This is a genomic window from uncultured Kocuria sp. (assembly GCF_947500125.1).
Taxonomy (GTDB): domain Bacteria; phylum Actinomycetota; class Actinomycetes; order Actinomycetales; family Micrococcaceae; genus Kocuria.
This window is the reverse complement of the sequence record NZ_CANMRA010000009.1, coordinates 71,217-92,491: the sequence shown is the minus strand read 5'-3', so window position 1 is coordinate 92,491 and position 21,275 is coordinate 71,217. Positions and strand designations below refer to the sequence as shown.

The 21,275-nt window shown below is 74.5% G+C and carries 17 protein-coding genes and 1 pseudogene; 7 read left to right on the top strand and 11 right to left on the bottom strand.

The window, feature by feature from the left end; translation table 11 throughout:
* Positions 1 to 48 precede the first annotated feature (48 nt).
* Positions 49 to 1,224 carry a sorbosone dehydrogenase family protein gene (locus Q0817_RS08230; RefSeq protein WP_298585678.1) on the bottom strand — a complete coding sequence of 392 codons (1,176 nt, stop codon included), beginning with the start codon at positions 1,222 to 1,224 and terminating at the stop codon, positions 49 to 51.
* 92 nt (positions 1,225 to 1,316) lie between these two features.
* On the opposite strand from Q0817_RS08230, the gene Q0817_RS08225 reads away from it, so the two are divergent.
* Positions 1,317 to 2,258 carry an EamA family transporter gene (locus tag Q0817_RS08225; RefSeq protein WP_298585677.1) on the top strand — a complete coding sequence of 314 codons (942 nt, stop codon included), beginning with the start codon at positions 1,317 to 1,319 and terminating at the stop codon, positions 2,256 to 2,258.
* A 261-nt stretch (positions 2,259 to 2,519) separates the two neighbouring features.
* Here Q0817_RS08225 and Q0817_RS08220 read toward each other — a convergent pair whose 3' ends face one another.
* Both Q0817_RS08220 and Q0817_RS08215 read right to left on the bottom strand, forming a co-directional pair.
* Complete coding sequence (locus Q0817_RS08220; RefSeq protein ID WP_298585676.1) at positions 2,520 to 4,109, bottom strand: alpha/beta hydrolase; 1,590 nt, start codon at positions 4,107 to 4,109, stop codon at positions 2,520 to 2,522.
* Between the two features lie 224 nt (positions 4,110 to 4,333).
* Positions 4,334 to 5,764, bottom strand: coding sequence for an MFS transporter (locus tag Q0817_RS08215; RefSeq protein WP_298585675.1), 1,431 nt, complete (start codon positions 5,762 to 5,764; stop codon positions 4,334 to 4,336).
* Between the two features lie 186 nt (positions 5,765 to 5,950).
* Here Q0817_RS08215 and Q0817_RS08210 point away from each other — a divergent pair, with 186 nt between their 5' ends.
* Positions 5,951 to 6,877, top strand: coding sequence for a DUF5996 family protein (locus Q0817_RS08210; RefSeq protein ID WP_298585674.1), 927 nt, complete (start codon positions 5,951 to 5,953; stop codon positions 6,875 to 6,877).
* A 7-nt stretch (positions 6,878 to 6,884) separates the two neighbouring features.
* Here the strand turns inward: Q0817_RS08210 and Q0817_RS08205 are convergent, their stop codons facing one another.
* Positions 6,885 to 7,322 (bottom strand): GNAT family acetyltransferase, encoded by a 438-nt coding sequence (locus Q0817_RS08205; RefSeq protein ID WP_298585673.1) that lies wholly within the window; start codon positions 7,320 to 7,322, stop codon positions 6,885 to 6,887.
* Between the two features lie 131 nt (positions 7,323 to 7,453).
* Between Q0817_RS08205 and Q0817_RS08200 the strand changes: the two genes are divergently transcribed.
* Positions 7,454 to 8,068: a hypothetical protein gene (locus Q0817_RS08200; RefSeq protein ID WP_298585672.1), complete on the top strand. Its 615-nt coding sequence runs from the start codon at positions 7,454 to 7,456 to the stop codon at positions 8,066 to 8,068.
* Positions 8,065 to 9,663 carry a GMC family oxidoreductase gene (locus Q0817_RS08195; RefSeq protein WP_298585671.1) on the top strand — a complete coding sequence of 533 codons (1,599 nt, stop codon included), beginning with the start codon at positions 8,065 to 8,067 and terminating at the stop codon, positions 9,661 to 9,663. Before Q0817_RS08200 ends, Q0817_RS08195 begins: the two co-directional genes overlap by 4 nt.
* A gap of 23 nt (positions 9,664 to 9,686) precedes the next feature.
* Here the strand turns inward: Q0817_RS08195 and Q0817_RS08190 are convergent, their stop codons facing one another.
* Complete coding sequence (locus Q0817_RS08190; protein WP_298585670.1) at positions 9,687 to 10,484, bottom strand: IclR family transcriptional regulator; 798 nt, start codon at positions 10,482 to 10,484, stop codon at positions 9,687 to 9,689.
* 82 nt (positions 10,485 to 10,566) lie between these two features.
* A complete protein-coding gene (locus tag Q0817_RS08185) occupies positions 10,567 to 10,887 on the bottom strand; it encodes a putative quinol monooxygenase (protein ID WP_298585669.1) in 321 nt (106 codons plus the stop codon).
* A gap of 178 nt (positions 10,888 to 11,065) precedes the next feature.
* Between Q0817_RS08185 and Q0817_RS08180 the strand changes: the two are divergent.
* Positions 11,066 to 11,167 (top strand): annotated as a pseudogene (locus Q0817_RS08180) (FadR family transcriptional regulator); the annotation flags it as partial.
* A 46-nt stretch (positions 11,168 to 11,213) separates the two neighbouring features.
* Complete coding sequence (locus Q0817_RS08175; protein WP_298585668.1) at positions 11,214 to 13,286, top strand: chorismate-binding protein; 2,073 nt, start codon at positions 11,214 to 11,216, stop codon at positions 13,284 to 13,286.
* Here the strand turns inward: Q0817_RS08175 and Q0817_RS08170 are convergent.
* The 3 genes from Q0817_RS08170 to Q0817_RS08160 form a co-directional block, all read right to left on the bottom strand.
* Entirely contained in the window at positions 13,283 to 14,692 is a 1,410-nt protein-coding gene (locus tag Q0817_RS08170) for an aminomethyl transferase family protein (RefSeq protein ID WP_298585667.1), read from the bottom strand. The genes Q0817_RS08175 and Q0817_RS08170 overlap by 4 nt on opposite strands.
* Positions 14,693 to 14,753: 61 nt before the next feature.
* Positions 14,754 to 15,608 (bottom strand): formyltetrahydrofolate deformylase, encoded by an 855-nt coding sequence (purU, locus tag Q0817_RS08165; protein ID WP_298585716.1) that lies wholly within the window; start codon positions 15,606 to 15,608, stop codon positions 14,754 to 14,756.
* Positions 15,609 to 15,625: 17 nt separating this feature from the next.
* Positions 15,626 to 16,498, bottom strand: coding sequence for a methylenetetrahydrofolate reductase (locus Q0817_RS08160; protein WP_298585666.1), 873 nt, complete (start codon positions 16,496 to 16,498; stop codon positions 15,626 to 15,628).
* A 374-nt stretch (positions 16,499 to 16,872) separates the two neighbouring features.
* Here Q0817_RS08160 and Q0817_RS08155 point away from each other — a divergent pair, with 374 nt between their 5' ends.
* Positions 16,873 to 18,093, top strand: a complete 1,221-nt coding sequence (locus tag Q0817_RS08155) for an MFS transporter (RefSeq protein WP_298585665.1) — start codon at positions 16,873 to 16,875, stop codon at positions 18,091 to 18,093.
* A 4-nt stretch (positions 18,094 to 18,097) separates the two neighbouring features.
* Here the strand turns inward: Q0817_RS08155 and Q0817_RS08150 are convergent, their stop codons facing one another.
* Both Q0817_RS08150 and Q0817_RS08145 read right to left on the bottom strand, forming a co-directional pair.
* Positions 18,098 to 20,164, bottom strand: coding sequence for a fructose-specific PTS transporter subunit EIIC (locus Q0817_RS08150; RefSeq protein ID WP_298585664.1), 2,067 nt, complete (start codon positions 20,162 to 20,164; stop codon positions 18,098 to 18,100).
* Positions 20,161 to 20,889: an HAD family phosphatase gene (locus Q0817_RS08145; RefSeq protein WP_298585663.1), complete on the bottom strand. Its 729-nt coding sequence runs from the start codon at positions 20,887 to 20,889 to the stop codon at positions 20,161 to 20,163. Before Q0817_RS08145 ends, Q0817_RS08150 begins: the two co-directional genes overlap by 4 nt.
* Positions 20,890 to 21,275 lie beyond the last annotated feature (386 nt).

Here is a 21,275-nt window from a genome sequence, read left to right as displayed (position 1 = left end):
CGGCCTCCGCGCCGGGATCCGCCCGAGGACGGAGCACCGGGGCGCAGATCAGCCGTCGTCCGGCCGCGGGGTGACGCGCAGGACGGCGTCGTCGTCGCCGTTGGAGGTGGTGACCCACAGGGCGCCGTCGTCGTCGAGGGTCAGCGAGCGCAGCCGGCCGTAGTCGTTCTCCAGCTCCGCCATGCGGGTCAGGCCGGTGACCGCGGTGTCCTCGACCCGGTAGACCCCGACCCCCGTGTTCTTCAGCTCGGCCACGGCCAGCGCGCCCTCCCACGCACCCCACTGCTCCCCGTCGAGGAAGGCGGCGCCGCTGAGGGCGACGGTCGGGCGCCCGGAGGACCACGCCGCCGGGACCGCGTCCGGGTACTCCTCGAGATCGGTCATGGGCACGGACTCGTCGTAGCCGGGCGCCGGGTCCCACCCGTAGTTGGCGCCGGGCTCGAGGACGTTGATCTCGTCGTCGGTGCCGGGGCCGTGCTCCGCCGACCACACCGTGCCCGTGCCGGGCTGCACCGCGAGGCCCTGGACGTTGCGGTGGCCCAGGGTGTGGACGGCGGCCGCGGACCCGTCCCGGTCGGCGAACGGGTTGTCCTGCGGGATCGTGCCGTCGGGGTGGAGCCGCAGCGTCTTGCCCCCGAGCGAGTCCGGGTCCTGCGGGTTCCCGCCCTGGGCGGCGTCGCCGGTGCCGACGCGGAGGGTGCCGTCCGGGGCGAAGCGCAACCGGCAGCCGCTGTGCCGGCCGGAGCTGATGGGCAGCCCGTCCACCACGGTCCCGGTGCGCTCGGCCGCCGCGGCGTCCTCGTCGAGCCGCCAGCGGGTGACCCGCACGTCCTGCGGCCGGCCGTCGCCGGTCCGTGTGGCGTGGCACAGGAAGATCTCCCGGGTCCGCTCGAAGTCCGGGGAGACCTCCAGGCCCATCAGCCCGGCCTCGCTGCCCACGAACAGGTCGTCCAGGTCGGCCGCGACCTCCCGCGTGCCCTGCGCGTCGTGGGCCAGCAGCCGGCCGGCCCGCTCGGTGACCAGCACGGTGCCCTCCGGGGTGAGGGCCACGTCCCACGCCAGCTCGAGGTCGTCCACGACCACCTCGACGTCCAGGGCGGGCGCGTCCGCCGGGGCGCCCAGGCCCTCGCCGGTCGCCACGGTCCCGCCGCCCTCCGGGGCACAGCCGCTCAGCAGCAGTGCCAGCACGGACAGCGTGCTCACGATCCCCCCGCGGACGTCCATGGTGGCAATCTACTCCGGTTCCCGGCCGGCGGGACCGTAGGATCGGTGCATCCCGCCCCGGACGGGGCAGGACGCAGAGCGGGGGTGCACCGGTGGACCACGACCCGGCCGGTCATGCCCGGCTGATCCTCCTCGGCGCGGTGGCGCCGGTCGTGTGGGGGACGACCTACGTGGTCACCACCGAGCTGCTGCCCCCGGACCGGCCCATGACCGCGTCCCTGCTGCGGGCCCTCCCGGCCGGGCTGCTGCTGCTCGCCCTGACCCAGCAGCTGCCGCCGCGCGCCTGGTGGGGACGGTTGGCGGTGCTCGCACTGCTCAACTTCGGGGCGTTCTTCCCCCTCCTGTTCCTCGGCGCCTACCGCCTGCCGGGGGGTCTCGCCGCCGTGGTGGGCTCCGCCCAGCCCCTGGTCGCGGCGCTCCTGCTGCTCCTGGCCTTCCGGCAGCGCACGCCCCTGCCCCGGGTGCTGTGGGCCCTCGCCGCGGTGGCGGGCGTGTCCGTGGCCGTGTTCGCGGGCACCGTCACCCTGGACGCCCTGGGGCTCGCCGCGGCCTTCGCCGGGACCGCGGTCATGGCCGCCGGGGTGGTCCTGACCCGGCGGTGGGGGCTGCCCGACGGCCTGAACGGGCTCGCGGCGACCGGCTGGCAGCTGACCCTCGGCGGTCTCATGATCGCCCCGCTCGTGCCCCTGCTGGACACCGGTCCCCTCGTCCTGGACCTGCCGGCCGTGCTCGGCTACGCCTGGCTGGCGCTGCCCGGCGGCGCCATTGCCTACGCCGCGTGGTTCCACGCCGGCCGGCGCGTGCCGGCCACGAGCCTGACCCTGCTGATCCCGCTGACCCCGGTGACGGCCGCGGTGCTGGGCTGGCTGCTGCTGGACGAGACGCTCACGGGCCTCCAGGCGGCGGGGTTCGGGCTGGCCCTCGTGGCGTCCCTGGCCGGGCAGCTGCCGGGCCTGCCGCGCCTCGGGGCCCGGCGTGCGGGCGCCGGCCCCGGGACCCGGCGTGCAGGCGCCGGCCCCGGGCGGCGGCCATGACGCCGCCCTCTCCGAGGGCAGGACGCGTCACGGTTCTTCATGTCCTCCCCGCTCACCGCCCGGGGCCCTCCGGTCCGGCCGGCGTCCGTCCGCGGGCCGTCCCGGAGGGCGTCCGGGAAAATCAAGTGGTGATCCGTGACCCGCGTCTCAGTAGGATGGGCCGGAGTCGCCGGATCTTCCTGATTTCCCTGGCGGCTGGGCCGGTGCGGGGGCGATCTCGTACCGGCCCGTTTCTGCCCCCGTCACCGGGGACGGTCCCGCTCAGCAGATCCGCTCCTCCGCGGGCAGCACGCCCTCGAGGAAGTAGGTGGTGATCGTCTCGTCGACGCACCGGTTGCCCCTCAGGTAGGACCCGTGCCCCTCGCCCACCCGGGTCAGCAGGTGCCCGCCCTCGAGCTGCGCGGCCAGCGCCTGCGACCACGCGTAGGGCGTGGCGGTGTCCCCTGTGCCGCCGACGACCAGGATGGGGCCGGCCCCCGCGGCGTCGATGGGCGCCGGCTCCCGGACCGGCTCGTACGGCCAGGCGTCGCATGTGACCGCACCGTGGCTGAACCAGTCGCCCAGGGTCGGCGCCACCTCCTGGAGCCTGGTGTCGACCGCGGCCATGGCGGCCGGATCGGCGTCGTAGGTGCGGTCCAGGCAGTTGACCGCGACGTTCGCCTCGGATCCGTTGTCCTGGTAGGAGCCGTCCGGCTGCCGGCCGTGGTAGGCGTCGGCGAGCGCCAGCAGCGCGGTCCCGTCGCCGTGATCGAGCGCGAGGACGAGCGCGGGGGTGAGGAACCACCAGTTCTGCTCGTTGTACAGCGGCAGGATCACCGCGGTCAGCGCCTCGTCGACGGTGAGCGGCCGTCCGTCGGCGGTCGGCAGCGGCTGCGCCTCGGCCTGCCGGAGCAGGGCCTCGATCTCGGCCAGCCCCTCGTCGACGGTCCCCTCGAACGGGCACCCGTCCAGCGGCAGGCACGACTCGACGTACAGCCGGAGAGCCCGCTCGAAGCCGGCGGCCTGGTCGAGGATCGTCCCGGTGCCGTCGAGGGACGGGTCCATCGCCGCGTCGAGCACGAACCGGCCCGTGGTCGCGGGAAACAGATCGGCGTAGGTGGCGCCGAGCAGGGTGCCGTAGGAGTAGCCGAGGTAGTGGAGCTCGTCGTCGCCCAGCACGGCCCGCAGGATGTCCAGGTCCTTGGCGGCGCTGATCGTGTCGACCTCGCCGAGCAGCGGGCCGGTGTTCGCCGCGCACGCCGCGGCCAACCGCTCGGCGGCCGCGACCGCCTGGGCCAGCCCCTCCGGGGTGTCGGGGTCGACGGAGGTGGCGCGCATCGCGTCCATCGCGGCGTCGTCGATGCACTCCACCGCGGTGGAGCTGCCCACGCCCCGCGGGTCGAAGCCCACGACGTCGTACGCGGCCCGGACGCGCGGGTCCAGTCCGGCCGCCCACGGCTCGATCGACGCCGTCCCGGACCCGCCCGGCCCGCCGAAGTTCACGAGCAGGGAGCCCTGGCGGGCGGCGGGGTCGGTGCTCACCACCCGGGTGACCGCCAGCTGGATCGCTCCGGCGGCCGGGTTCTCGTGGTCGAGCGGCACCCGCACCTGGGCGCACTCCGCCGCCGCGCCGCACGCGGTCCACACGAGCTGCTGGGCGTAGAACTCCTCGAGCCCGGGCGGCACCTGCGCGGTGACGACGACGCCCTGCTGCGGCGCGGCGACCGTGGCCGCGGCGGCCCCGCCCGCCGGAGCGGCCGCCAGGAGCACGGCCAGGGCCAGCGCGGAGCCCGCACGGCGCGTCCGCCGGCGCCTCCTGCCGCGAGCGCCGGAGGAGTCGTCGGGGCCGTGGGTGTTCTCGGGAGGACGCATGGCTCACCACTGCTTTCGGTCGAACCGGCCGGACGCCGGTGCGCGAGCACGAGCGCGGACGCGCACGTCATGACCCCTTCCGGCGGTCTCGCGGCCCGCCGGGCCCTCGGGCGCCCCCGCGCCCCGCAGCCCCCGGCCTCCACGCCCCACCACCGCACGACAAGGGGCTTCAGGGTAGGAACGCGCCGATCGGGCGGTCAAGGATGTGTCGCGCCGCGAAGCCGTCACGCATCGTCCCGCGCCGTGGGGCGGAGCACCGCCGCGGACAGCAGCCCGCCCGCCGCGAGCAGGCCCGCGCACAGTCCCATGACCACGGGGAAGCCCTCGCGGACCCGGACCGGGTCGGTGAGGCCGGTCTCCCCGAGCCCGCCCACCAGCGGGATCGCCGCGACCGCGAGCAGGCCCGCCGTGCGCGCCACGGCGTTGTTGACCCCGCTGGCCAGCCCGGCCTGCTCCGTGGGCAGTGCGCCGAGGACCGTGGCCGTCAACGGCGTGACCAGCAGGGTCAGTCCGGCGCCGAACACCGCGGCCGGGACCAGCACCTCCAGGAGGTAGTGCGCCCCGGGTCCCGCCCGCCCCAGCAGGAGCACCCCGAGAGCGGCGATCAGCGGACCGGCCGTCATGGGCAGTCGCGGACCCACCCGGTGCACCAGGGCACCGGCGGACGGCGAGAGCAGCAGCATCAGGACGGTGACGGGCAGCAGGGACAGCCCGGCCGCCAGGGGTGAGAAGCCGGCTCCCACCTGGAGGGCGACGACGAGGACGAAGAAGACCGCGCCCAGGCCGGCGTAGACCACGAAGGTGATGACGTTCGCCGCGACGAACAGTCGCCGGCGGAGCAGGGCGGGAGGCAGCAGCGGGGACACCGCACGCCGTTCGCGGAGCAGGAACGCCGCCAGCAGGCCCGCTCCGGCCGCGAGCGCCCCGCCCGTGCGCGGCGCCGACGCGTCGTCGCCGGCCGCCGCCGTCAGCCCGAGCGTCAGCGCCCCGAGCCCGGTCACCAGCAGCGCGGCGCCGGGCACGTCGAGCTGCGGGCAGGCCGCCGGGTCCCTCGACTCGGGGACGTGCCGGCGGGCGATCAGCGCCACGGCGAGCGCCACCGGCAGATTGACCAGGAACACCCACCGCCACGAGGTGGTCTGGACGAGCCAGCCGCCCGCGAACGGGCCCACGGCCGAGGCCACCCCCGTGAGCCCCGACCAGGCGCCGATGGCGCGGGCGCGGTGCCCCGGCGCGAAGGACGACTGCAGGATCGCGAGGGCGGTCGGCACGAGGAGGGCGCCGCCGACCCCCTGGACGGCCCGCGCGGCGATGAGGACGGTGACGTCGGGGGCCAGTCCGCACAGCGCGGAGGCTCCCGCGAAGCAGGCGACGCCGATCAGGAAGATCCTGCGCCGGCCGTACCGGTCCCCCAGCGAGCCGCCCAGCAGCACGAGGGCGGCCAGGCTCAGCGTGTACCCGTTGACCACCCAGGTCAGGCCGGTGCTCCCCGCACCGAGGTCGGCGCCGACGGCCGGCAGGGCGATGCTCACCACGGTCGTGTCGATGAACGTCAGGGCCGAGCCGAGCACGGTGGCGGCCAGCACCCACCGGGCCCGCCGCTGCCCCCAGGACAGCAGCTCGGGCGGAGGGTCGTCGCCGGAGGATCGCAGCACGGGCAGCTCGTTCGTCGTCGTCGTCGCCGGTGGCGGGGCGGGGCCCCGCCGGAGCACCACCGCACCGCCACCGGATCGTCTCCGCCCAGTGTCCCACCGGGAGGACCGCACGGCCCCGTGCTGCCGGCCCCGGATGCCCTGGACGCCCGGCCCGGTCCGGCCGCACACTGGGGCGCAGGAGGCCTCATGACCCACGCCGCTCTCCCCGAGATGCCCTACGAGTCCTGGCGGGACACCCTGGACACCGTGCACCGGTTCGCCCAGGTGGTCGGCAAGGTGCGGCTGGCGGCCGCGCCGCGCCGGAACCACTGGTGGAACGTGCCGTTCCACCTGACCGGCCGCGGCATCACCACCCGCCCCATGGGACGGGACCCGGTCTTCGCGATCGACTTCGACTTCCTCGACCACCGCCTCGACGTGAGCACCGCCGCCGGCGCCCGGCACTCCTTCGCCCTGCCGGGGCTCTCCGTCGCCGAGTTCCACGCCCGGGTCCTGCACGCCCTGGCGGCGGTGGGGGTGGAGGTGACCATCGCCCGCCCCCACCCGTTCGACCTCCCCGACTCCGCGCGCCCGTTCAGCGCCGACACCGCGCACGCCGCCTACGATCCCGCCGCCGTCACCCGCTACTGGCAGGTCCTCGGCCGGGTGAACCTGCTGCTGGAGGAGTTCGCCGCCGGCTGGTCCGGCAAGACCAGCCCCGTGCACCACTTCTGGCACACGTTCGACATCGCCGTGACCCGCTTCGCCGACCGCTCCGTGGACCTCCCGCCCGGCACGGACCCGGTCACCCGGGAGGCCTACTCCCGGGAGGTCATCAGCTCCGGGTTCTGGTTCGGGGACCCCGCCTTCCCGGAACCGGCCTTCTACTCCTACACCGCGCCGGAACCGGAGGGGCTGACCGGCGAGCCCCTGCGTCCGGACGCCGCGTTCTGGAGCGAGCGCGGCGGCAGCCACCTCGCGGTCCTGCGCTACGAGGACGTGCGTGCGCTGCCCGATCCGCACGGCGCCGTCCTGGAGTTCTGGGACAGCGCCTACCGGGCGGGGGCGCGCCGCAGCGACTGGGACTTCACGCGCTACGACTGCCCGGAGGGCGTCACCGACCCCGAGGGGTGAACCGGGCTCAGCCGCTCTGCTGGGCCTGCCGCCCGGGGTCGAAGAACTTCCCGAGCACCACGGTGTCCTGGACGGCGTAGCCCATCCGTTCGTAGAACTCCCGGGTCCCGGTGTTCGTGGTGCGGACCATGAGCTGCATCTTCGGGATGCCGCGCCCGGCCACCCACTGCTCGGCCGCGGCCATCAGCTCGCGGCCCAGCCCCTGCCCCCGGCGGGACGGGTGCACGGCCACGTAGTACACCCACCCCCGGTGGCCGTCGTGGCCGACCATGGCGGTGCCGGTGAGCCGGCCGTCCTCGACGGCGGCCAGGACGGTGGAGGACGGGCTCCCGAGCGCCCGGTCCAGGTCCGCACGGGGGTCGTTCCAGGGGCGGGTCAGCCCCGCGTCCTGCCACAGGGACACGGCGTCCTCGCACAGGTGCTCCGGCAGTCGTTCGACGATCACGCGGCCTCCTTCGCTCGGCCCATGCTCTCACGGGCACCGGATTCTCGCCCTGCGATAACAGGCCTGGCCCACCACGGTGCGCTGGCTCACACTCTGGACTACACCCGTCACCGCCGACGAGGAGGAGACCCATGGTCTATCCCGCGAAGTACTCCGCACTGAACGCCCTGGCCCTGACCGACGAGGCCAAGCGCACCCTCACCCGCGTCATCCGGGTCGCGTTCCCCCACCCGCAGATCCCCGACGGCCCGTACGAACGGATGACGGAGAAGATCGTCGCCGAGGCCGAGGGCTCCACGTGGTTCCGGATGGCCCTGACCCAGGGACTGCTGACCCTGAACTCGCTCAGCGACGCGCCGTTCGTGGAGCTGCCGGACGACGCCGCGCTCAAGGTGCTCAAGCGGATCGCCGACCTCGAGTTCTTCGGCTTCATCCGCCGCACCACCGTGCTGCACCTCTACGACGACCACGAGGTGTGGGAGGCCCTGGGCTACGAGGGCGAGTCCTTCTCCCGGGGCGGCTACCTGCACCGCGGCTTCGACGACCTCGACTGGCTGCCGGACCCGCGCGTCGAGGAGTCCGAGGAGGAGCTCACCGAGTGCGGGCCCCTCGGGTACCAGGTGGCGACCGCGGCCCCGAAGGAGGGCTGGAACCTGGACCAGCAGGGTGCCTCGGAGACCACGGAACAGCCCTTCAGCGACCTCTTCAAGGGGTCGGACGTCATCGAGCACGGGGAGACCGCATGACCACCACGCCCCAGGACCAGCAGCGCTCCGCCCGGATCGAGCTCGACGACGACTCCGCCGTCGTCGTCATCGGCTCCGGGGCCGGCGGAGGCACCCTCGCCCACGAACTGACGGAGAAGGGCATCAAGGTGGTGCTCCTCGAGGCCGGGCCGCACCTGACCAGCGAGGACTGGGTCAACGACGAGTGGGAGGCCTTCCACCAGATGGCCTGGCTGGACCCGCGGACCACCACGGGGTCGTGGCGGATCGCCCGGGACTTCCCCAACCTCCCGGCGTGGATCGTCAAGGCCGTCGGCGGGACCACCACCCACTGGTCGGGGGCCACGCCCCGGTTCAAGGCCCACGAGTTCCGCACCCGCAGCGTCTACGGCCGTGTCGACGGCGCCAACCTCCTGGACTGGCCGATCGGCCTGGAGGACCTCGCCCCCTACTACGACCGGGCCGAGCAGAAGATCGGCAGCACCCACCGCCACGGCCGCCCGCCGCTGCCCGCGAACAACAACTACAAGGTGCTCGCCGCGGGCGCGGAGAAGCTCGGCTACCGGCACTACGCGACCGGCCCCTACGGGACGAACGCGGAGCCGTACGACGGGCGCCCGGCGACCGTCCAGGACGGGTTCAACTTCCAGGGCGACAAGAACCGCTCGAAGTGGTCCACGCTCGTCTCGGAGATCCCCAAGGCCCTGCGCACCGGCAACCTCGACCTGCGCCCGGACTGCCACGCCGTGCAGATCACCCACACGGAGAAGGGCCTGGTCGACAGCGTGCTCTACGTCGACGGACAGGGTCAGGTCCAGCGGCAGCGGGCACGGCTCGTGGCGGTGGCCTGCAACGCCATCGAGACACCCCGGCTGCTCATGCTCTCGGGCTCCCCGCTGTTCCCGGACGGGCTCGCGAACTCCTCCGGGCAGCTGGGCCGCAACTACATGCGGCACACCACGGGCTCCGTCTACGCGCAGTTCGACCGGCCGGTGCACATGTACCGGGGCGAGACGATGGCGGGGCTCGTCGCGGACGAGTCCCGGCACGACGTCGACCGCGGCTTCGCCGGCGGGTACTACATGGAGACGATCTCCCTGGGCCCCGCCTTCCTCGCCAGCTTCGTGGACCCCGGCTCCTGGGGGCCGGACTTCACGGCCCTGCTGGACGGCTACGAGAACACCGCCGGGATGTGGGTGGTGGGCGAGGACATGCCGCAGGAGAGCAACCGGGTGACCCTCAACCCGTCCGTGACCGACCACCTGGGGCTGCCCGTGCCCAACGTGCACTTCGACGACCACCCGAACGACGTGGCGATGCGCAACCACGGCTACCAGCAGGCGTCCCTGCTCTACGAGTCCGTGGGCGCCACCTCCGTGCACCACACCCCGCCCTACCCGTCGACGCACAACATGGGCACGGCCCGGATGAGCGAGCGGCCCGAGGACGGGGTGACCAACGCGTTCGGCCAGACCCACGACGTGCCGAACCTCTTCGTCTCGGACGGATCGCTGTTCACGACCGGCGCGGCGGCGAACCCGACGCTGACGATCGTGGCCCTGGCCGCCCGGCAGGCGGACTACATCGCGCAGCAGCTGGCGGGCCGGCACCTCTGACGGCCGCGGCGGCGGAGGGCTGCTCAGCCGGGCGCGGGCCCGGCCGGGCAGCCCTCCGCCGCGCGCAGGGCCCGTCCCACCCGGTCCGCCGCGTCCCGCAGTACCGGGGCGATCGACCGGTGCCGCTGCTCGAACTCGGCGGGCGGCAGGGACACGGCCACGGAGCCCAGGGTGCGCCCGGCGGCGTCGACGACGGGCGCGGCCAGGCACGAGGCGCCGGGCACGAACTCCTCCCGCTCCACGGCGACGCCCTCCGCGCGCACCTGCCCGAGCTCGCGCCCCAGACCCTCCGGCGTGGTGCGCGTGCGGTCCGTCAGGGGACGCATCCCGTGGCGGCCGAGGTAGTCCGCCACCTCGTCGTCGCCCATGCGGGAGAGCAGGATCTTGCCGAAGGCCGTGGCGTGGGCGGCGTCCGTGAACCCGAAGTCCAGGGGGGTGATGCGCGGCCGGCGCGGGGAGTCGACCACGTGCGACACCACGATGGCGTCGCCGCGGTAGATCGCGAAGTAGGCGGCGGCGTCGGCGCTCGCGTGCAGCTCCCGCACCGCGCGCCGGACCGTGGCCGGCGTGGCGACCTGCTGGCGCAGCGAGGCGTCGAGGGCGTGCAGCTTGTAGCCCAGGCCGTAGCGGCGCTGGTCCCGGAGGTGCACCACGTGCTCGGAGGCGACGAGCGTCTGCAGCAGCCGGTAGACCGAGGGCAGCGGCATCCCGAGCTCGGTGCTGATGTCCTTGGCCGTGGCCCCTCGGGGGTCCCCCGCGACCACGTCCAGGAGGGCGAAGGCCTTCTGGACGGAGGCCATGCCGGTGTCGCGTGTGCTCATGCCCCACAGTCTGGCGTGCCGGGTTGCACCTGCCAACAGGCCGGGAGCGCTGCTCCCGGCGCGCCGGCACGCCGGCGGGCGGTCAGTCGACCGTGATCTCGCCCATCCGGTTCCAGCCCGAGGCCGAGATCTGCTCGCTGATGATCTGCGGGGTCTCCACCAGCGCCTGGGGCGCCTCCGCCGTGAACTTCTGGAAGTGGTCGCTGTTCACGTGCGGGCCCGCGGCGTCGTCCTCGAAGGCCTCCACCAGCACGAACTCGTGCGGGTCCTCCACGCTGCGGGACCAGTCGAACCACAGGTTGCCCGGCTCCGCGCGGGTGGCCTCCGTGAACTCCTTCGAGAACTCGACCCAGCGGTCGGCCCAGTCCGGCTTCACCTTGAACTTGACGACGATGAAGATCATCCCTGCTCCCTTCTCGGCGGACGCCCCGCAGTGCCGGGGGCTCTCCGTGCCAGTGTCACGGGCCGTGGACGGCCCGCCAAGGGAGGTTATCGCGGACCGATAACGACGGCGCGCCGCCGCCCCCGCCGTGGACTCCTGGCCGCCGGGGAGACCGCCGGCGGGGTGGGATCATGTCCTCATGAGCCGCAACCTCACCACCGCCCTCGTGGACGACCTCCGGGCGCGCATCGTCGACGGGCGCATCTCCTCCGGCGAGCGCCTGCCCAGCGGCAGCTCCGTGCCGGCCCCTGCGCCTCCGGCCGCGGCGGGGAACGGCTGAGGCCGGGATGGCGAGGGAGGAGCTCCTCGCCGGGGTCCGCCTGTCCCCGGCGCAGATGCTGCGGGCCCTGCGGGACCAGCCCGGGCTGGTGGGGCTGTTCGGCGACTGGCACGCCGGCGACACCGTGATCGGCGTCCGGCCGCTCCGGGTGCTGGGCGCCGACGAGGACCCCTTCGCGGCCCTCGACGCCCGGGATCCGCAGGAGCACGACCCCCAGGGGGACGGCCCCGGCACCGCCTTCGGCGGCGGCTGGATCGGCTACCTCGGCTACCAGCTGGCCCAGCGGCTCGAGCGGCTCCCCGCCGCCCCGCCGCGCCCCGCACGGCTGCCGGACCACCACCTCGGGTACTACGACCACGTCCTGCGCCACCGCTCCGCGGACGGCGCCTGGGTGCTCGAGTGGCTGCCCGGCACGGACCCGGCCCGGGTGGCGGCCGCGCGGGAGCTGGCCCTGACGGCGGCGGCCACGGCGCCCGCACCGGCCCCCTACCGGTGCGGGCCCTTCACGGCCGACGCCTCGGCGGCCGCGCACGCCGCCGCCGTGACCGCGGTGCTGGGCCACATCCGCGACGGCGACGTCTTCCAGACCAACGTCTGCCGCGGTCTCGAGGCCGGCTTCGAGGACGACCCCCTGGACCTGTTCTGCGCCGGTCTCGAGGCCCTGTCCCCGCGCTTCGCCGCCTTCCTGCGCCTCCCGGCAGGGGCGGTGGCGAGCCTGTCCCCGGAGCTGTTCCTGCGCCGCACCGGGCGCACGGTGCTGACCTCCCCGATCAAGGGCACCGCACCGGCCACGAGCGACCCTGCGGCGCTGCACTCCTCGGCGAAGAACCGGGCGGAGAACGTCATGATCGTGGACCTGATGCGCAACGACCTCTCCCGGGCGTGCGTCCCCGGATCGGTGCGGGCCCCGGCGGCGCCCCGCGTCGAGCCGCACACCGGGGTCCACCACCTGGTGGCGGACGTGCACGGGCGGCTGCCTCCGGGCCTCGGGGACGGGGCGCTGCTGCGGGCCACGTTCCCGCCGGGGTCCTGCACTGGCGCGCCCAAGATCCGGGCCATGGAGATCGTCAACGCGCTCGAGCCCGCGGCCCGCGAGGTCTACACGGGGGCGGTCGGCCGCTCGGGTCCGGCCGGCCTCGTGCTCAACGTGGCGATCCGCACCTTCGAGTTCACCGGCGGCCGGGTCCGGCTCGGGGTGGGCGGCGGGATCGTGGCCGACTCCGACCCCGCGGACGAGGCGCACGAGACGCTCGTGAAGGCGGTGCCCCTGCTCGACGCCGTCGGCGCCGTGCTGGGCGAGGACCTCCGGCGGGACTGGGACGGGCACCGGCCCGCGACCGGCCTCGAGCTCCTCCCGGCCCTGCCGGCCCTCCCGCCGATCCGCGGGGAGGGGGTCTTCACCACGCTGCTCGTGCGCGAGGGCGCACCCGTGGACCTCGACGCGCACCTCGAGCGGCTCGGCACCAGCTGCCTCGCCTGCTGCGGCGCCGCCCTGCCCCCGGGCGTCCGCGGCGAGGTGCTGGACCGGGCCTCCGGGCTCCCCGGCCCCCACCGGCTGCGGATCACGGCGGTCCCCGCCCCGGAGGGCGCGCCCACCGTCACGGTCACGGTCACGGCCACGGCCCTCCCGCCGGAGCCGGTGCCGCCGTGGCGGCTCGTCCCCGTCCGGCTGCCCGGCGGTCTCGGCGGGCACAAGTGGGCGGACCGCCGGACGCTGGCCCACGAGCCGGTTCCGGGCCTGTGGTCCCGCAGCTGCGACCCGCTGCTCGTGGACGCCGACGGCACGCTCCTGGAGACGGGCCGGGCCAACGTCTTCGTCGTCGTCGACGGTGCCGTGCGCACCCCGCCCGCGGACGGCCGGATCCTGCCCGGGGTGGTGCGCGCCCGGGTGCTGGCGGCGCTGCGCGCCGCCAGGGCGGACGTGCGCGAGCGCCCGGTGCGGTGGGAGGAGCTCGCCCGCGCCACCGAGGTGTTCGTGACCAACTCGGTGGCGGGCGCGCACCCCGTCGGATCCGTCGACGGCGTCGGACGGTGGGAGCCGGGGCCCGTGCTGCGCGCCCTCGGGCCGCTCCTCGGCTAGCGCTGGGCCGAGGCGGTCCGCCAGCCGCCGTGGTAGTCCTTGCGCACCACCTCGGAGTAGGGCACCGGGCTGACCACGGCGCGGACCTCGAGCTGCTCGTGCGGCTCCACGGTGGTCTTGCGGCTGCCGCCGTCGGGCTCGCCCCAGACCACCTTGAGCTCCGTGCCCTCGGGCACGTTCGGGTCGACGGTGGCCAGGGACAGGCCCTTGCGCTCGTTGTAGCTGTAGCCGGTGAACATGGACAGGCCCACGGTGCGGCCGTCGGCGTCGACCACCGCGTCGTAGTTGGACGAGCCGTAGTTGGCCAGGGGCAGGTCGAAGTACTTGTAGTCCGGTCCCTCGGTGTCGAAGAGGGAGGCGAAGATCTTCGTCATGTCCTCGGCGTTCCAGGCGAGGGTCGCCTTCCGGCGCTGGGTCGAGGGGTCGACCTGCTCCAGGGCGTCGCGGCCGATGAAGTCGTGGTCGAACTTCACGAAGGACCCGTAGCCGAGCTCCCACGGCGTGAGGTAGTAGTCCTCGATGTTCTCGGAGACGAAGCTGCCGGCGAGCGCGTTGGTGGCCTCGTAGCTGTCCGCCCCGAGCCACTTCCGGTAGCCGGCCGTGCCCGCACCGGTGTAGATCGCCGGCAGCGGGGACGGGATCCAGCCCGACTCCAGGGTGTTCGAGGGGTACGCGCGGGCGCCGACGGGGACGATGCCGAACTCGGCGCCGACCTCGAGGATCGTGGCCCGGACCTGGTCGTAGGACTCGTACGGGCCCCAGATCTCGAGCCCCGGCTCCCCCGCCATGCCGTGGCGCAGGGTGCGGACCTGGGCGCCGCCCACGCTCATGCGGTCCATCGTGAAGAACTTCAGCTGCTCGAGCGGCCCGCCGTTGAGCTTCTCGATGATCTGCCACGCGTTGGGGCCCTGGATCTGGAAGCGCCAGTACTTCCGGACCACGGGCTTGCCCATCGGGCGGGACGGCGAGCGGCGGTCGACCTCGATGTCGACGTCGTAGCCGCCGGTCTCGCCGTGGTAGAGCAGCCAGTTGGCGGCCGGGGCGCGGCCCACGTAGACGTACTCGTCCTCCTCCTGGTGGAAGAGGATGCCGTCGCCGATGACGTGGCCCTCCGGGGTGGTGGGCACGTACTGCTTCGCCTTGTTCACGGGGAACGTCTTCGTGCTGTTGATCGCGGTGTCCGAGATCAGCCTCAGCGCGTCCTTGCCGCGGATGAACAGGTTGTCCATGTGGTGGGACTGGTCGTAGAGCACGGCGGTCTCCCGCCAGGCCTTCTGCTCGCTGCGCCAGTTGTGGAACTCGGGCGCGACGACGGGGTAGACGTACGCGCCGATCTGCGAGTTGCGCAGCAGTTCGACGGTGCCGTTCGAGGCGTCGAGGACGTCCTGGAGAGTGCGGGGTGCCACGGTGAACTCCTTCTCTGCGGTGGTGCCCCGGACGCGCTCGCGGCCGGGGCGGGAACGGGGATCAGAACACGATGGTCTGGCGGTCGTGCCGGATGATGCGGTCCTGGCAGTGCCACAGCACGGCGCGGGAGAGCACCTGGCGCTCCACGTCCGCGCCGCGCCGGGCGAGCTCCTGGGCGGAGTCCCGGTGCGAGGCCCGGACCACGTCCTGCTCGATGATCGGGCCCTCGTCGAGGTCCTCGGTGACGTAGTGCGCGGTGGCGCCGATGATCTTCACGCCCCGCTCCTTGGCCTTCCGGTAGGGCTCGGCCCCGATGAAGGCCGGCAGGAACGAGTGGTGGATGTTGATCACCGGGACGCCCACGGCCTCGAGGAACGGGGAGGAGAGGATCTGCATGTAGCGCGCGAGGACCACGAGGTCGACGTTGCCCTGCAGCAGGCGCAGGTGCTCCGCCTCGGCGGCCGCCTTGTCCCGGGTGGGGACGTGGAAGAACGGGATGCCGAAGCCGCGGACGTCCTCGGCCATGTCGGGGTGGTTGGAGACGACCATGGAGATCGTCATGGGCAGCTCGCCCCGGCGCTGGCGCCAGATGAGGTCCAGCAGGCAGTGGTCGGACTTCGAGGCGAAGATCGCGACCCGCCGCGGCACCGAGAGGTCCGTGAACCGCCACTGCAGCTCGAAGCCGTCCGCGAGCGCGGCGCCGAGGTCCTGCTCGAGCGCGGGGCGCAGCGCCGGGTAGCCGGGCAGGTGGAAGACCGTGCGCTGGAAGAAGGCCCCGCCCTCGGGGTCGTCCGAGTGCTGGTCGAGGGCCACGATGTTCGCCCCGTGCCGGGCGAGCACCGAGGTGACGACGGCGACGATCCCCGGCTGGTCCCGGCCGTGCACCACGAGGCTGGCGTGGTCCGGGCGGAGCATCGACGGGCGGGCGGCGCTCACGGGGTCCGCCCGCCCGTGCCGAACGCGCGGACCCACTCGGCCGTGGTCCGCAGCCCCCCGAAGGTGTAGAAGTGCAGCAGCACCTGACCGTGCACGGCGGGGTCGTGACCGGCGGCGAGGTCGCGCAGGAAGCGGTCCGGGCCCGCGGTGCCCAGCAGGTTCGTCAGGGAGAAACCGTACTTCTGCACGATGCCGGCCGAGGTGCCCACGCCGAAGCGGCGCGCGTAGCCGAGCAGGCGCTTGACGCCCGCCGGCCCGGGCACCCCGATCCGCACGGGGGCGTCGATGCCCCGGCGGCGCACCTCGGCCAGCCACTCCAGGACCGGGTCCTTGTCGAAGCCGAACTGGGTGATGACCTCGGGCTCGAGGCCCTGGTCGCGGATCGCGGCCGTCTTGTCGGTCAGGGCCGACCAGAGGGTGTCGTCGTCGATGTCGGGGTGGCCCTCCGGGTAGCCGCTGACGCCCACGCCGCGGACCCCGTGCCGCTGGAGCACCCCGGTGCGGATGACGGACAGGGAGTCCTCGTACGGGCCCTCCGGGGTCTCGGGGTCCCCGCCGACCACGAAGACGTGCTCGGCGGCGCCGACCTCCGCGAGCGCCGCGAGGAACTCCTCGAGCTCGTCCTGGGAGCGCAGCCGCCGCGCCGAGAGGTGGGGCACGGGGACGAACCCGTGCTCCCGGACCGCCCTGGCCGCGGCCACCCGCATGGTCAGGTCCTCGTTGCCGAGGAAGGTCACGTTGATCCGGGTCCCCGCCGGCACCACGGCGGCGGCCTCCTCCAGCGCCGGCACGTCCTTGCCCGTCATCTCGAGGGAGAAGTCCCGCAGCAGGGCGGCGGCCGGTCCGGCGTCGGGCGTGTCGATCGGCATCGATCCACTTCCTTTCCACGGCGCGTGCCCGGGGGCCCGCCCCGCGGCGTGGGGTGTACACGGTCTCGCCGCCAGTGTCGCAGGTCACAATAACTATGTACAGAGTGTTTGCGTCCAGAGCTTGCCCCGCTTCGCGAGGGCGCCCCGGCGCCGGGGCGGGAGCGGGACGCGACCCGGCAGGCATCTCCCGGTGCGGAGACCAGCTCGCCTCGTCCGCCGGCCCGGCCACCGGCCCGTCCGTCACCGTCCGACCGGGCACGGCGCGCGGCGGACGGAGGACCTGCTGCCCGCGGAGTACTGTGGTCCCGCGCAGCTCACGGTCGGTCGGCGTCGCCGTTCCCCGGCCCGCGCCCCGAGCCCTGAGGAGACCCCCCGTGCCGAGCCCGCACGCCGATCCGACGACGGCCCCGACGTCCCGCAGGGCGCTGGTCTACCTCGCCGTGTGCGTGGTCCTGGTGGGCCTGAACCTGCGCACCGTCTTCTCCAGCTTCTCCGCGATCCTCCCGGAGATCACCGCGGCCGCCGGCCTCCCCGGGTGGGCGGTCACCGTGCTGACCACGGCCCCCGTGACGCTGCTCGGCGTCTTCGCGCCGTTCGCGCCGCGCCTGGCCCGGCGGTTCGGGCCGGAGAACGTGCTGCTGGGCGCCATGGTGGTCCTGACCCTGGGCCTGCTGGCCCGCGGTCTCCCCCTGCCCGGCGCGAGCGCCCTGCCGCTGCTGCTCGCGGGGACGGTCGCGTGCGGCGCGGCGATCGCCCTGGGCAACGTGCTGCTGCCCTCTATCGTGAAGCGGGACTTCGCCCACCGCATCGGCCTGATGAGCGGGCTCTACACCACCGCGATCTGCGCCTCCGCCGCCCTCGGCGCGGGCCTCACCTACCCGGTGTTCCAGGCGACGGACTCCTGGCGGGGGTCCCTGGCGGTGTGGGCGGCCCCCGCGGCGGTCGTCGTGGCCCTGCTCGTCCCGGTGGCGGTCCGCCACCGCACGTCCGGCCCCCCGCAGCCCGACACCGGCGGGCCCGGCCCGTGGCGCTCGCCGGTGGCCTGGCAGATCACCCTGTTCATGGTCTTCCAGGCGATGATGTCCTTCAGCGTCTTCGCCTGGCTCGCCCCCATCCTGCGGGACCGCGGGATCGACGGGGCCACCGCCGGGCTGATCGTGGCGGTGTCCATCCTGCTGCAGATGACGGGCTCGCTCTTCGCCCCGGTCCTGGCCGCACGGCTGGCCGACCAGCGGGTGCTCAACGCCGCGGTGGCCCTGATGGCCGGCGGCGGCTTCGTGCTCTCCATCTTCGGACCGACCCAGCTGATCTGGATCTGGACCGGGCTGCTCGGGCTGGGCCAGGGCAGCCTCACCGCCGTGGCCCTGACGATGATCGCCCTGCGCACCCGCAGCAGCCACATGGCGGTCCGGCTCTCGGGCATGATGCAGGGCGTCGGCTACGGCCTGGGCTCCTCCGGCACCTTCCTGGTGGGGCAGCTGCTGCACTGGACCGGGGGCTTCGCCGCGGCGGGCGTCATGTTCGCCGTGGTCGGCGCGCTCGCGGCGGTCTTCGGCTGGCAGGCCGGCAGGGCCCGCTTCATCCGCGAGGAGTGAGCGCTCAGCCCAGCCGGTCCTCCAGGACCCGGATCACCTCGGACCTGCTCCGCGCCTCGAGCAGGGAGTTCCGGAACTCGGTCTTCGTCAGCGCCCGGGACAGGGTGGCCAGGATCTTCAGGTGCTCGTCCCCGGCCTGCTCCTGCGGCACCGCGATGAGGAAGACCAGGTGGACGGGCGCGCCGTCCATGGCCTCCCACTCCACGCCCTCGTCGCTGCGGGCGAACGCGATCAGGGGCGCGGCCACCTCGGCGGACTTGGCGTGCGGGATCGCGATGCCCTGCCCCACCCCGGTGGTGCCCTGCCCCTCCCGGGCCAGGGCCGCGGCGACGACGGCGTCCACGTCCCGCACCTGCCCCGTGGCGGCGCCGAGCTCCACGAGCCGGCGGACGACGTCGTCGCGGCCCGCGCCGTCGACGTCGAGCAGCACGGTGTCCTCGCTCAGGTGGTCGAGGACGGAGCCGGTGCGCCGCTGCCCGGCACGGGCGGCGGGCGCGGCGCCCGACAGCCCGGGGGACGGCGCGGAGGCCGACGCCGCCGCGGTGGAGCCCCCCGCCGCCCCGACCGCCACGGGCTCGCGCTCCCCGGTGCCGGTCCGGTCGCTCTCCGCCCCGGCGCTCCCGCCGCGGCCCTCGGTGTCGCCGTCCGGCGCGGCGCCGTCCGTCCCGTTCCGGCGCGCGCTCAGCCCGAGCAGGAACAGGGCCGTCAGGGCCGTCACGAGCAGGCCGATCCCGATGGCCACGAAGAACCCGGCCACGTTCTCGACGGCGCCCAGGACGGCGACGATCGGGCCGCCGTGCATGACGTTGTCCTCGACGGCCAGCACCGCCGCGACGGCCCCGGCGACGGTGCCGCCGAGCATGTTCGCCGGGATGACCTGCAGCGGGCGGGCGGCCGCGAAGGGGATGGCCCCCTCCGTGATGCCGAAGAAGCCCATGAACAGGGCCGCAATCCCGGACTCGCGCTCCTGGGCGGTGAAGTAGCGGCGGCGCAGGAGCGTGGCCAGCCCCATGCCCAGGGGCGGGACGGCGATGGCCGCGGCGACCATGCCCATCGGGGCGGCGTTGCCGGCCGCGATGAGCCCGCCGCCGAACAGGAACGCGGTCTTGTTGACGGGCCCGCCCATGTCGAAGGCGATCATCGCGCCGAGGACGGCGCCGAGCAGGATGACGCTGCCGCCCTCGAGCCCGGCGAGGAAGGCCGTGAGCGCGGCGAACGCCCCGGCGATCGGGGCGCCGAGGACATAGACGAACAGCAGGGCGACCACCAGGGTGGTCAGCACCGGGATGACGATGATGGGCCAGATCGGGGCGATGTAGCGGTGCACGGGGATCTTCTTGATCGCCAGCGCCACGTAGCCGGCCAGGAAGCCGGTCACGATCGCGCCGATGAAGCCGGCCCCGGACTCGGACCCGTACAGCGCTCCCGTGTTGGCGATGAACCCGCCGATCATCCCGGGGGCGAGCCCGGGCCGGTCCGCGATCGCGTAGGCGATGTAGCCGGACAGGACCGGGACCATCAGCGTGAACGCGAGCACGCCGACCTGGCTGATCACGTACCAGAAGCTGTCCTCGGGGATGACCAGGCCCTCGGGGGTCGGGGTGCCGCCGAGGGACAGCGAGACGGCCAGGAGCAGACCTCCGGCCACCACGAACGGGATCATGTGCGAGACACCGTTCATGAGCGCCTTGTAGACGGTCGCACCGAAGCCGGTGCCGGCGTCCTCCCGGGTCTCCTGGCGCGGGGCGTCGGCCCGGGGCGTCGCGGCGAGCGCCTCGCGGATCAGCTCCTCGGGCCGGCGGATCCCGTCGGCCACGGGAGCGGTGACCACCCGCTTGCCGGCGAAGCGGGAGAGGTCCACCTGCTTGTCGGCGGCGACGACCACGGCGTCGGCCCGGTCGATGTCCTCGGCCGTGAGGGCGTTCTCGACCCCGATCGAGCCGTGGGTCTCCACCTTGATCTCGTGGCCGAGCCGTGCCGCGGCCTGCTCGAGGTTCTCGGCGGCCATGAAGGTGTGCGCGATGCCGGTGGGGCACGCGGTGATGGCGAGGATCCGCTGCGAGTCGCTCATGTCTGTTCCGATCGACGTGGTGGGCGGTGCCCGGACCGCGGGGCGGGGCCGGTGCGCGGCAGGCTCCGCAGGAGCGGGAGATCGATGGTCTCCAGGCTATCCACGACGAGGCGCCGGGTGGCGTGTTCCACGGGTATGACGCCGCGGACCGCGACGACCCACGCCCCGGCCGCGGTCCCCGCGGCGGCCCCCGTGGGCGAGTCCTCCACGACGACGCAGTCCGCGGCCGACACGCCCAGCAGCTCGCACGCCGCCAGGTACGGGGCCGGGTGCGGCTTGGGCCGGTGCCCGTGGTCGCCGGCGACCACGGCGGAGAAGACCCCGGGGGGCAGGGCGCGCACGGCGGCACGGAGCAGCGAGGCGGGCGAGGACGAGACGAGCGCCGAGGGCACGCCGGCGGCCCCGAGCTCCCCGAGCAGCCGCTCGACGCCCGGCTGCCACCGGAGTCCTCCCCCGCCGAGGTGCGCGTGCATGGCGCGCTCGAGCCGGCCCGCGACCGCCTCGACCTCACCCGGGGACGGCTCCGGGCGACCGGCGTGGCGCAGCAGGATCCCCGCCGTGGCCGTCATGGTGGTCCCGACGAGCTCGGCCGCGAGCTCGGGGCTCCACGTGCCGCCGAGCGCCTCGAGCTCCTCGCGCTCCAGCTCCAGCCAGAGCGGCTCGGTGTCCACGAGCGTGCCGTCGAAGTCCCACAGGACGGCGGCAGGGAACCCGGGCGCGGTCACGACGTCGCCCCCTCGGCGACGACCACCCGGGGCCGGCGGGCGGACGAGCTCGTGCAACCGAGGGCGGCGGCCTGGCTCACCGTGGTTCTCTTCATCAGGACGATCTCCTCGGACGTCGAAGGGGCCACCGGGACAGACCGTTCGTCGCGTCCGGCACGGTGGTGACCTGTCTACCAGGGATCGGTGCGTGGAAGACCCTGGTCCGGTCCCAGCCGGGCGGCGCGGCGACGTGGAAGCACCACCCCGCGTTCCGCTGAGCCGGGCGTCCGGCCGAGTGCCGGAGCGCGACGGGGCCCGCTCGTGCGAGCGGGCCCCGTCGTCGCCCCCGGGCGGCGAGGGGATCAGCCGCAGAGCGCCGGCGCCGGAGCATCGGCACCGGAGGATCA

Excerpts from the sequence above, each read along its gene's own strand:
- Q0817_RS08230 (WP_298585678.1), bottom strand. The coding sequence starts at position 1,224 with ATGGACGTCCGCGGGGGGATCGTGAGCACGCTGTCCGTGCTGGCACTG.
- Q0817_RS08220 (WP_298585676.1), bottom strand. The coding sequence starts at position 4,109 with ATGCGTCCTCCCGAGAACACCCACGGCCCCGACGACTCCTCCGGCGCT.
- Q0817_RS08210 (WP_298585674.1), top strand. The coding sequence starts at position 5,951 with ATGACCCACGCCGCTCTCCCCGAGATGCCCTACGAGTCCTGGCGGGAC.
- Q0817_RS08200 (WP_298585672.1), top strand. The coding sequence starts at position 7,454 with ATGGTCTATCCCGCGAAGTACTCCGCACTGAACGCCCTGGCCCTGACC.
- Q0817_RS08195 (WP_298585671.1), top strand. The coding sequence starts at position 8,065 with ATGACCACCACGCCCCAGGACCAGCAGCGCTCCGCCCGGATCGAGCTC.
- Q0817_RS08190 (WP_298585670.1), bottom strand. The coding sequence starts at position 10,484 with ATGAGCACACGCGACACCGGCATGGCCTCCGTCCAGAAGGCCTTCGCC.
- Q0817_RS08185 (WP_298585669.1), bottom strand. The coding sequence starts at position 10,887 with ATGATCTTCATCGTCGTCAAGTTCAAGGTGAAGCCGGACTGGGCCGAC.
- Q0817_RS08175 (WP_298585668.1), top strand. The coding sequence starts at position 11,214 with ATGGCGAGGGAGGAGCTCCTCGCCGGGGTCCGCCTGTCCCCGGCGCAG.
- purU (WP_298585716.1), bottom strand. The coding sequence starts at position 15,608 with ATGCTCCGCCCGGACCACGCCAGCCTCGTGGTGCACGGCCGGGACCAG.
- Q0817_RS08160 (WP_298585666.1), bottom strand. The coding sequence starts at position 16,498 with ATGCCGATCGACACGCCCGACGCCGGACCGGCCGCCGCCCTGCTGCGG.
- Q0817_RS08150 (WP_298585664.1), bottom strand. The coding sequence starts at position 20,164 with ATGAGCGACTCGCAGCGGATCCTCGCCATCACCGCGTGCCCCACCGGC.